Genomic DNA, 13,494 nt, shown 5'->3' on the forward strand with positions numbered 1-13,494 from the left:
GAGCGGGTGGACGATAACGCCTTGATGTCTCCCGCGTCGCAAAGAGTGTAAAATTAGTCGGAACGCCCAGTTCTTCCGCGAGTTACCATGTCTTGAACGTGTAGGAGGACGAGATGAAGAAGTTGATTCTGGCTTCCCTGTTGGCATTGGCCGCGACAGCGGCGATCACTGCGCCGACGCGAGCGGCAAGCGTGACCATCCAGTCCGACGACGATCGATATTTGCCGGACGACGATTCCGACAGTGGGATCGTTATTCGCCGTCACCACCGGGATCGCTATTACGACAATCAGTATGATGGCGACCGGAACGTTCAGTATGACGATGGCGAATACCGGTACGGCGAATATCGCCGCCACCACAGGCATCATCGCTGCCATATCGAACTGGTCAAGCACTGGCGCCACCACCACAGGGTGATCGAAGAGGTTCGCGTCTGCGGCTGATCCCGATCCGTACCAACCAGCCGGCGAAAGCCGGCCGGTTGGTCGCGTATTGGGGGGCGAGAGATGCCGCCATGGACCAGTTGGAAACGCCTTGCAGACGACTGACGCGCGGCGCGGTTCGCGCAGCTGGATTACCTGGCTGATCTTGTCGCGATTGCGCTTGGCCCGGTAACTCACTCTCCACCATCCTCGTCAAGCCGCAGATCACCGGCGCGCTTCCCAGGGCATGGCAATCGGCTAGCCGATCCCACCATGGACCGGTCGTTGCCCGACCCGTGTTCGGGTTGGGCTTGCTCTTCGCATTTGGTGCCTCTGGACACAGCCGTGGAAGGCTGAAAAATGTGGAGCGCAACTCGGCTTTTGGAGTTGAACCGGAACACCAGGAGGATGGCGCTGAAATTGGAAGATATTGCCGGCCATCCGGCGTTGCATCGCTACGTTCAGGAACAGTCCCTGGCGCTGATCCGAATCTATGAGGAGAGCCCTCGCCTGGCTTCCATTTTCGCCACGCAGCAGCGTTGGCTAATGGGTCATGTCGGCCTCGCCATGCATTTCAGGCGCGATCCGCACGACCGCCGCAAGGAACTGACGGTATCGCGGTTCATCGAGTTCGTGCACCAGCATGCGGTCGCCAGCCGCAACACGGCGGACGCTTTCATCAAGGAGATGCTGCACTACCACATCGCCGAGTATGTGTCGGGTGGCGACGGCCGTACGCACCCTTTGCAGCCGACGGCGGCAACCGTGCAGACCTTTACCGGCTGGGTCCTTGCCCATCTGCGGACGCTGGATCGCCTCGACGGCGCTGACCGCTTGGCCAGGTTCCTCGAACACCCCGAGATGGTTGCCGGGCTGCAGCCTCTGGTGGCGGACGGCCTGCTTGCCTCCAAGCCGGTGCGCGAACCCAACCAGACCTTTTCGCTGTTCATCTGGCTCAACAATGGCGGCATCGTCATGGACTGGCTGATGTCGGGCATCGACCCCGATCACGCCGGCCTGGACCAGATTCCGACCAGCGTGGTTTCGATCGGAGATTTCGCCAAATGGCTCAAGCTCTCGCGGACCCATCTGGCCCGCAAGCTGCGCGCTGCCGAGAATCTCGGCAGCATCGGCTGGCTCGGCCAGCGCGGCCATTCGGTGATGTGGGTGTCGAATACATTCTACCAGGAATACATGACAGTCCAGGCGGCCAAACTGGCCATCGTCGACACCGCTTTCAATGCCTGTTTTCCGCCGGCTGGAAGCTGATCGGTGCGGCATCCCCGTAACGGGGATGCCTTTCAATGCGGGCGATCAAAATCCCGAAGTTCTCAGTCGATGTCGAACGACACGCCCTGGGCGAGCGGCAGCGCCTTGGAATAGTTCACCGTGTTGGTGGCGCGCCGCATATAGGCCTTCCATGCGTCGGAGCCGCTCTCGCGGCCGCCGCCGGTTTCCTTTTCGCCGCCAAAGGCACCGCCGATCTCGGCGCCCGACGTACCGATGTTGACATTGGCAATGCCGCAATCCGATCCGTCGACACCCAGGAAACGCTCGGATTCCTGCAGGTCGCGGGTGAAGATCGACGACGACAGGCCTGCGCCCACGGCATTGTGCTCGTCGAGCACGGCGTCGAAATCCGAATATTTCATCACATAGAGGATCGGCGCGAAGGTCTCTTCCGTGACAGGGGCCACCTGCTTGGGCATCTCGACCAGCGCCGGGTGCACGTAATAGGCATCCGGGTGCCCGTTCTCGACCCGCGTGCCGCCGGTCACCTTGCCGCCATGGGCGGCGGCTTCCTTCAGCGCCTTCTGCATGGCCTCGTATGCCGCCTTGTCGATCAGTGGCCCGACCAGCGAGGAGGTCTCCAGCGGATTGCCGACAGACACACTCTCGTAAGCCTTCTTGAGGCGCGGAACCAGGGCGTCGTAGACGCTGTCATGCACGAACAGGCGCCGCAGCGTCGTGCAGCGCTGGCCGGCCGTGCCCATCGCTCCAAAGGCAATCGCGCGCAGCGCCATGTCGAGATCGGCGCTCGGGCAGACGATGCCGGCATTGTTGCCACCGAGTTCGAGCACTGCGCGGGCAAAGCGCTTGGCCAGCCGCGGGCCGACGTCGCGGCCCATGCGGGTCGAGCCGGTCGCCGAAACCAACGGCACTTTGGGGTGATCGACCAGGATCTCGCCGACGGCGCGGTCGCCGATCAGCACCGGCGCCAGGCCATCAGGTGCGTCCGCGCCGAAGCGCTTGACCGCACGCTTGAAGATGGCCTCGCAGGCAAGTGCGGTCAGCGGCGTCTTTTCCGACGGCTTCCACACCACCGCGTCGCCGCAGACCAGCGCCAGGGCGGCATTCCAGGACCACACCGCGACCGGGAAATTGAAGGCGGAAATGACGCCGACGACGCCGAGCGGATGCCAGGTTTCCATCATCCGATGGCCCGGGCGCTCGGTGGCGATGGTCAGGCCGTACAATTGCCGGGAGAGGCCTACGGCGAAATCGCAGATGTCGATCATCTCCTGCACTTCGCCGAGCCCCTCGGACGGGATCTTGCCGACCTCGATCGACACCAGCCGGCCAAGCTCGGCCTTGTGCGCGCGCAGTTCCTCGCCGAGCAGCCGCACCAGTTCGCCACGCCGCGGGCCCGGCACCATGCGCCAGGCCTGGAAGGCCTTGTGCGCGGCATCGATCACCTTGGCCGCGTCAGCCGGCGAGATCGTCTTCAGCGCCGCGATCTGCTCGCCCGTCACCGGGCTGCGCACGATCAGGTCGCCGCCGACGAGCGCTTCCTTGGCCACGCCCAGTTTCGCCAGCAGTTCGGTCGTTTCCTTGCCTATCGTCATTCTTGTCCCTTTCAGATCCCGTCGCCATCATATGGCGCTGGGTTAAGCCTTCGCCGTGTCGCCCGTGTGCCGAAAGGCACTTCAGGCGCAGTCATGGCGTGGCATTACTCGTTTCAGGGGAAAATCGCCACCCCGGCATGGTCCAAGCCCAAACTACACGATTGAGCCAGATGGGGAGGTGACGCTCAGTTTGCCTTTTTCGCCGGCGGGCGCACCGCACCGTCCTTGATCAACCGGTCGATATGCATGCGGATATGGGCAGCCTCTGCCGCCGTGTTCGCAAGCGCTATGGCGCGGTCGAAGGCGACGCGCGCCTCGTCGCCCCGGTCGAGCTGCATCAAGAGGCCCCCCTTGAGCCCGAAAAAGTGGAAATAGCCGGAAAGCCGTTCTTCCAGCGGCTCGATCATGGCCAGCGCCTCCCCCGGTCCACGCACCTTCGAGACCGCGACGGCCCGGTTGAGCGTGACCACCGGCGACGGCTGCATCTGCTCCAGCAAGCGGTAGAGCAGGTCGATCTCGTTCCAGTCCGTATCCTCGGCCTTTTCGGCCCGCGCATGCAGCGCGGCAATCGCCGCCTGCACCTGGTAAGGGCCGGGCTTGCGATGGCGCAGCGCCTTGTCGACCAGTGCCAGCCCCTCATCGATCATCTTGCGGCTCCACAGGCTGCGATCCTGGTCTTCGAGCAGCACGATCTCGCCGCTCTCGTCGAAACGGGCCGGTGCGCGCGCATGCTGCAGAAGCAACAGCGCCGTCAGCCCCATGATCTCCGGCTCCGTCTGGAACAGCCGCAGCAACAGCCGTGCCAGCCGGATCGCCTCCTCGCACAGCGGCGCGCGGGCCGGCGCCTCGCCGCTGTTGGTCGAATAGCCCTCGTTGAAGACCAGGTAGACCATGGCGGCGACGGCGGCGAGCCGTTCCGAGCGCTCGACCGCGCCAGGCGTCTCGAACGGCACGCCGGCGTCCGCAATGCGCGCCTTGGCGCGAGTGATGCGCTGCTCCATGGCGCTTTCGCCAACCAGGAAGGCGCGCGCGATCTGCTTGACGGTGAGACCGGAGACGATGCGCAGCGCCACCGCGATCTGCTGCGTTGCCGGCAGATCGGGATGGCAGCAGATGAACAGCAGCCGCAATATGTCGTCGCGGTAGTGCGCCCCGTCCAGCCGCTCGGCGATATCGCTCTCGGCGTCTTCCAGATCGGAAACCTGGTCTTCATCCGGCATCGGCGCCTGCTTGGCGCGCTTGCGCACCGCATCGATGCCGCTGTTGCGGCCGACGAAGATCAGCCAGGCCGCCGGGTCGCGCGGCGGCCCGTTCTGCGGCCAGTTCTTCAACGCCCTGAGGCACGCGTCCTGGAAAGCTTCCTCCGCCGTATCGAGATCGCGGAAATAACGCAGCAGCGCGCCCATCGCCTGCGGGCGGGCGGCGCTGATCGCGGAGCTGATCCAGGCCATTTCGGTCATGCGGAAACCGTTGTTGGGTTGAAGACCGAAACCGGCCGGATTTCATAGGAGCCGCCGCTCGGGTTGACCTCGGAAAGTTCGCGGGCGAACTCCACCGCCTCGTCGAGATCGGCGCATTCGAGCGTGTAGAAGCCGAGAAACTGTTCCTTGGTCTCGGCGAACGGCCCGTCGATGACGACCGATTCGCCTTTGACCTTCCTCAACGTCGTCGCGGCCGTGGTCGGCAGAAGCCGTGCCACCGGGCCGAGCCGACCAGCCTTGGCGTACTTGTCCTGAACGTCGAGGAGATTGGCCATGACCTCGTCGTCCTGTGCCTTGCTCCAGGAGCAGACGACATCTTCGGAGGCATAGCAGAGGATTGCGTAGAGCATGGCTGGTCCTTTTCTCTGTCAAAGGACGAAACAGTAAGACCGATCCCGACATGACGTCGATAAAAAAATCCAGATGTGACGGATTTGGCCACCGTCGGCCGCGTCGGTCAGCTTTCTCCCAGTTTCAGCCATCGCAGCACGAGAGCTTCCTCGTCATCGAGACCGGCAATCGCCCGTTTGCGCTTGTTGGCCTGCGCCATTTCATCCAGCAACCGTCCCTCGGACCACGCTTCGAAGACCCGCGGATGGATATAGCATTTGCGGCAGACGGCACGCGTATTGCCCAGCCGTTCGGCAACCTTGTCGATGACGCTGTTCATCGCCCTGTTTCGCTGCGCCTGGCTTTGCGGCAGTTCCGTTTGCGCAAACAGCGACGCGGCGTGAATGGTGCCGCCCCAGGTGCGGAAATGCTTCGAACTGAAGGCGTCACCGACCGCCTCACGGATATAGCGGTTGACGTCCTCGGAGCGGACCGGCCGCCTGTCGCCGTCCTCATCGAGATACTGGAACAGCTTCTGGCCTGGCAGGTCCTGCGCGCCACGCACAATCCTGGCGATACGGCGGTCGGCCAGCTTCAGCTTCCACTCCTTGCCCGACTTGCCCTTGAAGGCAAAGCGCAGGCTTGAACCGACAATATCGACATGCCGGTCGCGCAACGTGGTCAGCCCGAAACTCTTGTTGTCGCGGGCGTAGGCGGCATTGCCGACGCGGATCATCGTGTTGTCGAGCAGCCAGACGACCGCGGCGACGACACGCTCGAACGGCAAGCCACGACGGCGCAGATCGCTATCGACCCTGTGCCGCAGGTCCGGCAGGCTCTCGGCGAAAGCGACAAGGCTCGAATATTTGGCACCATCGCGCTCTTCGGCCCATTGCGGATGATAACGATATTGCTTGCGTCCCCGCTGGTCCCTGCCGGTTGCCTGGATATGGCCGTCCGCGTCGGGCGAAATCCACACATCCGTCCAGGCCGGCGGAATGACGATCGCCTCGATGCGGGCTTTGGTGGCGTCCGAAACCGTCCGTCCGTCCGGTCCCTTGTAGGAAAACCCCTTGCCTGTCTTCAGCCGCCGGATACCAGGCTCGGCATCGCTGACATAACTAAGCGACGCATGATCGGCCGAGCTTTGTGCCCCGTTTTTGAACACGCCATCTGGCGATACAGCGTCCTCGCCAGCCGGTCGGCCGGGCGACATTCCGGATTTCTGCAACATGTCGGCTCCACGCGAATTCCGTAGATAAGCCACTGGCCGACCGCTGGTTCCACGCGCCGTCCGAAAACGGTGTCGAGCCTGCCTTCAGGCTTTCTCGAGCACAACCGGAATGACGTCGACAGCCTGCTCGCCGACCTGTCCCCCCGTGGTCTTGAGCACGCCGACGATCGGCGCCACGTCCGAATAGTCGCGGCCGTAGCCGACGGTGATATGGTCGTTGCTGGCCCGCATGCCGTTGGTCGGATCGAATTCCTGCCAGCCTGCGTCGCGCCCGCACCAGACCTTGACCCAGGCATGCATGGCATCGGCGCCTTCCAGCCGGGGCTTGCCCTTCGGCGGGATGGTGCGCAGGAAGCCGCTGACATAGCCAGCGGGAATGCCGAGCCCGCGCAGGCCGGCGATCATGATATGCGAAAAGTCCTGGCAGACACCGCGCTTCAGCCTGAAGGCATCGCTGGCCCGGGTCCGCACCGTCGTCGCCTCGCCGTCATAGGTGAAATCACGATGAATGCGATGGCACAGGTTCATGGCCGTGCTGGCGGCGGAACCGGCGATGCTGCTGCGTGCGTAGGCAGTGATCGCATCGTCGATGCCGGCATGGGTGCTGGCCGTCAGGAAATGGTGCGGTGCATCAGGTGCCAGAGACCGCACCGCGGCGAGCTCCTGCCTGAGCCGGGCGATATCGGGCGACACGTCGAGCCCGGGCTCGGGCCGAGACACCGACACGCGGGCGCTCATCCTGATGTCGAGCGCATCATGCGCGTCGCGAAAGGCGATCGAGGTGACGTTGTTGCCGAAGAAATCGGAAAAGTCGGAACGCTCGTTGGGCGCCGGCGCAAAGGACAGTGATGCGGCGATGACGCGCTGCACGCCTGATATCGTCGACGGCAGCACGCGCACCTGATGACGACCGCCGCCGGCAGCGGAAGCGTAATCATAGTGGAGATGAAGCCTGATATCGTAGAGCATGATTTATCCGAAATAGGCTTTGGCGAGGCTGTTGTAGAGGCCGCCGATTTCGTGGGCGAGCTCGTCCAGCGCCTTTGCCGTCATATCCGAAGGCTCCTTGATGGCGATCTGGGTGTTGAGCTGCAGGATTTCCTTCGCCGCCGGCGACATTTGCCCCTCCCCGCCGAGCGACGGCAACAGGCCGATTTCGGCCTTCAGCCTTTCGAGCTGGAACAGGATGGAGCGCGGGTTAAGCGGATCGAGCGCCAGCAGGTCGATCACCGTGCGCCGGCCGGCCTGCACCGGATATTGGCGGCGATGGGTCATCACGCTGTCGCCGATCTCCAGCATCATGTCGAGCGCGCCGTCCGGCGCCTTGGCGCTGGTCAGCCGCGACAGCGTGCGGGAGATCTGGATGCCGCGCTCCAGCCGGCGGCCGATCTCGAGGAAGCGCCAACCGGCGAAGCGGTACATGTTCTCGTGCAGCAGGCCGGAAAAGCCGGCGAGCTTACGCAGGATGACTGTCATCGCCCGGGTCGCGTCGTCGCCGGGCGCGACCGTCGTTGCGAACTGATGGATGGTTTTCGACAGGTCCTTCAGCGCCAGCCAGCCGTCGGGCGAGAAGCGGTCGCGAATCTGCCCGGCGCTGTAGACCGCGCTATCCAGCGTGCCGATCAGCCCTGACGGGATCGCCGTCTCGACGTCGATGCCGAAAGGTTCGAGATAATCCCTGATGTCGGCGAGCAGCGGCATGTCCGGGTCGGACGTTTCGGCGAGCCGCACATGGTAGGCGCGCAGGATGCGCACCGTGTCTTCCGAGCGCTCGATGTAGCGGCCGAGCCAGGTCAGGTTCTCCGCCGCGCGACTGGGCAGGCTGCCGGGCCTGGTGCGGCTGAAACTGTCGCCTTCCTGCGGCAGCAGCGTCTCGCGCTCCACCGGTTTGTCGCTGACAACCCAGACATCCGCCGCCTGGCCGCCACGCTGCATGGCGATCGCCGTCGGGTCGAGCGACAGGCCGATGCGGGCAAAACCGCCCGGCATCACCGTCCAGCCCTCCGGCGTTCGCGCCAGGTAGACGCGCAGGCTCGCTGGCCGCGGCTCCAGCCACCCGCCGACATAGACGGGCGTCGTCGAAAGCGTCACCGCTTCCTGGCCGACAAAATCGCCGCCATCGCGTTCGATGCGCGCCACCAGCTCCGCCCGCTCTCCGGCCGACAGCGCCGAACCGAGCTTCGTTGAATCGTCATCCTCGAAGGCAAGTCTCGTCGATAGCGCCGGGCCGATCACCATGCGATCGATGTTGGCCAGCACATGCGCGCGTTCGGTTGCTTGCCCGCACCACCATGTCGCGACGCTTGGCAGCAGCAATTCCTCGCCCCGCAAGGCCCGTGAAATCTTGGGCAGGAAGGCGAGCAGCGCACGCGTCTCCATCAGGCCGGAGCCAAGCGCATTGACGGTAGCAACCGCGCCCTGGCGGATCGCCTCGACCAGGCCCGGCGTGCCGATCTGCGAATCCGGGCGCAGTTCGAGCGGATCGGCGAAGGCGGCATCGAGCCGCCGCCACAACACGCTGATCGGCATCAGGCCGGAAACCGTGCGTACCATGAGCCGGCCGCCTGAAACGGTCAAATCCTCGCCTTCGAGCAGCATGATGCCAAGATAGCGGGCGATGTAGGCGTGTTCGTAATAGGTTTCGTTGAGCGGCCCCGGCGTGAGGATGGCGACGCGGCCGTCGGTCTCCTTGGCCATGCCGATCAGCGCGTCGCGAAAACGGCGGAAAAAGCCGGCAAGGCGGTGCACATGCATCTCGCCATAGATGTCGGACAGCGCGCGTGTGGTGGCGACGCGGTTTTCCAGTGCGAAGCCGGCGCCGGACGGCGCCTGCGTGCGATCGCCAAGCACCCACCACTGGCCGTCAGGTCCACGGCCGAGCTCGAAGGCGCAGAAATGCAGGAAGTGGCCGCCGGCCGGCTTGGTGCCGAGGACAGGCCGCAAATATTCGGGGCTGGCGGCGATCAATCCCGCCGGCAGGATGCCTTTTTCGACCAGCCGGTTCGGCCCGTATATATCGGCGATGGTTTCCTCGAACAGTTCGGCGCGCTGCACGAGGCCGGCGCTGATCGCCGCCCACTCGCTCTCTTCGATGAGAACCGGGACATGCGCCAGCGGCCATTCGCGTTCATTGGCGCCGGCCTTGTCATAGACGCGGTAATAAACGCCGGCATCGCGCAGATACTGGTCGGCGCGGGCAAAGCGCTGGCCGAGCTTTTCAGCACCGAGTTCCTCGAGCGCCTCGACAAAATGCTTCCAGGCCGGGCGAGGATTGCCCGATGCATCGACCATCTCGTCGACGACGCCGTCTATGGGCTGGTAGTGCTCCAGCAGGCTGTGGGTCTGCGGCTTGCCGCGTCCCCTCTTGTGATTCCCCTTTGCCATTGCTGATCAGAGTCTTGCCGGCCGCCGAAGGTCAAGGGTCATCGGGAAATCTTCCGCCGGTTGTTCTTCACGGATCACATAGGCGGATGGCGTATGGCCACGCGGTTCGAAGCGGGCGAGCCGCCGAGCTTCCGCCTCGTTGCCATTGACCGGAAAGGTGTCGTAATTGCGCCCGCCGGGATGGGCGACGTGGTAGACGCAGCCGCCGACCGCACGGCCCGACCATCGGTCATAGATGTCGAAGACCAGCGGCGTGTTGACGGGCAGCGCCGGATGCAGGCCCGATGCCGGCTGCCAGGCCTTGAAGCGCACGCCTGCCACCGCCACTTCGCGATTCTCAGTGACCTTCATCGGCACGATGCGGCCGTTGCAGACGACTGCGTGGCGCTCCGGGTTCAGCCCTTCGGTCTTGACCTGCAGCCGTTCGACCGAGGAATCGACGAAGCGCACGGTGCCGCCGATCGCGCCTTGCTCGCCCATCACATGCCACGGCTCCAGCGCCTGGCGCAGTTCCAGCTTGATGCCGGCATGCTGAACCTCGCCGCAGAACGGGAAGCGGAATTCGAGCTGGGCGTCGAACCATTCGGGACGGAACTCAAAACCGTTGAGCTTGAGGTCGTCGAGCACGTCGAGGAAATCGGCCCAGACATGATGCGGCAGCATGAAGCGGTCATGCAGCGATGTGCCCCAACGCACGAAACGGCCGTCGAGCGGGCTCTTCCAGGCACGGGCAATGATGGCGCGGACCAAAAGTTGCTGCGCGAGGCTCATGCGCGCATTGGGCGGCATCTCGAAGCCGCGGAATTCGACCAGCCCCAGCCGGCCGGTCGGTCCGTCGGGCGAGAACAGCTTGTCGATGCAGATTTCCGAACGATGCGTATTCCCGGTGACGTCGGTCAACAAATTGCGGAACAGCCGGTCGACCAGCCATGGCAAGGGTGCGTTGCCCTGGTCTGGATGCGGCACCTGCGCCATAGCGATCTCAAGCTCGTAGAGCGAGTCGTGACGCGCTTCGTCGAAGCGTGGCGCCTGGCTGGTCGGCCCGATGAACAGGCCGGAGAACAGGTAGGACAGCGACGGATGGCGCTGCCATTGCAGCACCAGGCTCTTCAGCAGGTCCGGCCTTCGCAGGAACGGGCTGTCATTGGGTGTCGCACCGCCGACCACGACATGGTTGCCGCCGCCGGTGCCGGTGTGGCGGCCATCGATCATGAACTTGTCTGCGCCAAGCCGTGTCTGCCGCGCCTCCTCGTAGATCGCCGTCGTCGTCGCCACGCAATCCTGCCAGTTGGATGCAGGATGGATGTTGACCTCGATGACGCCTGGGTCAGGCGCGACGCGGATGACGTTGAGGCGCGGATCGTGCGGCGGGCCATAGCCTTCGATGTGCACGGGAAGGCCTATCGCCTTCGCCGCGTTCTCGGCCGCCGCGACCAGTTCGAGATAGTCTTCCAGCGCCTCGACCGGCGGCATGAACACGCAAAGCCGCCCATCACGCGGTTCGACCGAAAGTGCGGTGCGCACCGCGCCGCCGATCTCGGTGATCTCCTGCTCGACCCGCTCCTGCTGGCCGGTCGCAGCGGTGAACGATGCCGCCTGCTGGCGGCGCGCCATCTCGTCGGCGCCTTCCAGTTCGGCTGGAGCCGGTCCGGCCAGTATGGCTTCACGCGCGGGCAGCGGGCCGCGTGGCAGTGACGGATCGACCGGCACGATATAAGGGAATTGCTCCGGCGGCACATAGGGCAACGTGCCGAGCGGCAGCCGGTAGCCGACCGGTGAATCGCCTGGCACCAGGAACAGCCGGCCACGCCGCGTCTTCCATTTTTCCGAACGCCAGCGCGGATCCGATGCCTGGCTGTTCCAGCGCTGGACGGGGAGCACATAGCCGGACGGTTTGGTCAGCCCGCGTTCGAACACTTTCGCCATGCGGCTGCGTTCTTCCGGATCCTCCAGCCTAGAGTTGGACGGATCGACATTGTCGGGCAGCTTGCCTTCCTTGAGCAGCCATTCGGCCGGATCCTCATAGGCTTCGCTGACCATGGCTTTGTCGATGCCGAGTTCGCCGGCAATCGCGGTGAGCAGGCTTTCGGCCTGCTTCGGGCCGATGTCGGCCTCGCTCTTTTCGCGTGCGATCAGCGACGGATCGCTCCACACCGGCTGGCCGTCGGCACGCCAGTAGAGCGAAAAGGTCCAGCGCGGCAGGCTTTCGCCCGGATACCATTTGCCCTGGCCGTAATGGAGAAAGCCGCCCAGCGCAAAGCGCTCGCGCAGTTTACGGATCAGTTCGTCGGCCTTTTCGCGCTTGGTGGGACCGACGGCGGCGGTGTTCCATTCGGCCGACTCGAAATCGTCGATCGACACGAAAGTCGGCTCGCCGCCCATGGTGAGCCGCACGTCGCCGGCGGCAAGTGCTTTATCGACCTTGTTGCCCAGAGCGTCGAGCGCCTGCCAGCTTTCGTCCGAAAATGGCTTGGTGATGCGCGGATGTTCGGCGATGCGGTCGACCCGCATCTCGAAGCCGAATTCGACATTGGCGAAGCTCGCCATGCCGGAAATCGGGGCCGCGTTGCGGAAATGCGGCGTGGCGGCCAGCGGCACATGGCTCTCGCCGGTGAGCAGGCCCGAGGTCGGATCGAAGCCGATCCAGCCGGCGCCGGGAAGATAGACCTCGCACCACGCATGCAGATCGGTGAAGTCGACGGCGGTTCCGGCTGGACCGTCCAGCGCCACCAGATCGGGCTTCAACTGGACCAGATAGCCGGAAACGAAGCGCGCCGCGATGCCGAGATTGCGCAGGATCTGCACCAGCAGCCAGCTCGAATCCCGGCACGATCCCTTTTTCGCGGCCAAGGTCTCTTCCGGCGAGAACACACCGGTTTCCATGCGCACGATATAGGCGATCTCGCGCTGCAGCCGCGCGTTGAGATCGACCAGGAAATTGACGGTGTTGGCAGCGCTGCGATCGATGGTCTTCAGCAGCGCCGACAGCAGCGGTCCCGCCGGCTCCGGAGTGCGATAGATGGCGAGATCGTCGCGTATCTCTTCCGGATACTCGAACGGAAACGCCTCGGCCGACGGCTCGACGAAGAAATCGAACGGATTGTAGACCGTCATGTCGGCGACGAGGTCAACCTCGATCTTCAACTCCGTCACCGGCTCCGGAAAGACGAAGCGGGCGAGGAAATTGCCGTAAGGATCCTGCTGCAGATTGACGAAGTGGTTCGCCGGCTCGACCTTGAGCGAATGGCTCAGCACCTTGGTACGGGAATGCGGCGCCGGCTGCAGCCGGATGATCTGGGGCCCGAGAACCACCGGCCGGTCGTATTTGTAATGGGTCAGGTGGTAGACGGCTGCCAGAATTGCCATGGGGCCCCGGAATTCAGCGTTTCAAACGATTTCGCTGAACCCTGACACATCTGGCGGCCATTCTCCAAGCAGAGATGTTGCGGTGCACCTAATTTAAGCAACGGTTACCGGCTCAGAAAAATGCCTGCAACCCCGTCTGCGCCCTTCCCAGGATCAGCGCATGCACGTCATGCGTGCCTTCATAGGTGTTGACCGTCTCCAGGTTCTGCGCGTGGCGCATGACGTGGTAGCCGATCTGGATGCCGTTGCCGCCATGCATGTCGCGGGCCTGGCGGGCGATGTCCAGCGCCTTGCCGCAATTGTTGCGCTTGACGATCGAGATCATTTCCGGCGCCATCTTACCTTCATCCAGCAGCCGCCCGACGCGCAAGGACGCCTGCAATCCCAACGCAATTTCGGTCTGCATGTCGGCAAGCTTCTTCTGGTAG

The 13,494-nt window shown here is 64.1% G+C and carries 10 protein-coding genes; 2 read left to right on the top strand and 8 right to left on the bottom strand.

The genetic code is table 11. The features are described 5' to 3' along the window. Positions 1-113: 113 nt before the first annotated feature. Complete coding sequence (locus EN879_RS08060) at positions 114-446, top strand: hypothetical protein (RefSeq protein WP_063168906.1); 333 nt, start codon at positions 114-116, stop codon at positions 444-446. A gap of 387 nt (positions 447-833) precedes the next feature. Then, positions 834-1,694, top strand: coding sequence for a hypothetical protein (locus EN879_RS08065; protein ID WP_024502664.1), 861 nt, complete (start codon positions 834-836; stop codon positions 1,692-1,694). A 62-nt stretch (positions 1,695-1,756) separates the two neighbouring features. Here the strand turns inward: EN879_RS08065 and EN879_RS08070 are convergent, their stop codons facing one another. From EN879_RS08070 to EN879_RS08105, 8 genes are all read right to left on the bottom strand, one after another. Next, positions 1,757-3,271: an aldehyde dehydrogenase family protein gene (locus EN879_RS08070; RefSeq protein WP_027161453.1), complete on the bottom strand. Its 1,515-nt coding sequence runs from the start codon at positions 3,269-3,271 to the stop codon at positions 1,757-1,759. A gap of 185 nt (positions 3,272-3,456) precedes the next feature. After that, positions 3,457-4,731 carry an RNA polymerase sigma factor gene (locus tag EN879_RS08075; RefSeq protein WP_024502666.1) on the bottom strand — a complete coding sequence of 425 codons (1,275 nt, stop codon included), beginning with the start codon at positions 4,729-4,731 and terminating at the stop codon, positions 3,457-3,459. Further along, positions 4,728-5,102, bottom strand: a complete 375-nt coding sequence (locus tag EN879_RS08080; RefSeq protein WP_013529829.1) for a YciI family protein — start codon at positions 5,100-5,102, stop codon at positions 4,728-4,730. Before EN879_RS08080 ends, EN879_RS08075 begins: the two co-directional genes overlap by 4 nt. Before the next feature lie 107 nt (positions 5,103-5,209). Next, complete coding sequence (locus EN879_RS08085; RefSeq protein WP_063168907.1) at positions 5,210-6,316, bottom strand: DNA topoisomerase IB; 1,107 nt, start codon at positions 6,314-6,316, stop codon at positions 5,210-5,212. A gap of 84 nt (positions 6,317-6,400) precedes the next feature. Then, complete coding sequence (locus EN879_RS08090) at positions 6,401-7,285, bottom strand: transglutaminase family protein (protein WP_013529827.1); 885 nt, start codon at positions 7,283-7,285, stop codon at positions 6,401-6,403. A gap of 3 nt (positions 7,286-7,288) precedes the next feature. Continuing rightward, positions 7,289-9,700 carry a circularly permuted type 2 ATP-grasp protein gene (locus tag EN879_RS08095; protein ID WP_063168908.1) on the bottom strand — a complete coding sequence of 804 codons (2,412 nt, stop codon included), beginning with the start codon at positions 9,698-9,700 and terminating at the stop codon, positions 7,289-7,291. A gap of 6 nt (positions 9,701-9,706) precedes the next feature. Further along, complete coding sequence (locus tag EN879_RS08100; protein WP_063168909.1) at positions 9,707-13,066, bottom strand: transglutaminase family protein; 3,360 nt, start codon at positions 13,064-13,066, stop codon at positions 9,707-9,709. 112 nt (positions 13,067-13,178) lie between these two features. Continuing rightward, on the bottom strand, positions 13,179-13,494 hold a 316-nt coding region (locus tag EN879_RS08105), incomplete at its 5' end, for an acyl-CoA dehydrogenase family protein (RefSeq protein ID WP_281034585.1).

The organism is Mesorhizobium sp. M7A.F.Ca.AU.002.02.1.1, assembly GCF_003998535.1.
In the GTDB taxonomy this organism is placed as follows: domain Bacteria; phylum Pseudomonadota; class Alphaproteobacteria; order Rhizobiales; family Rhizobiaceae; genus Mesorhizobium; species Mesorhizobium ciceri.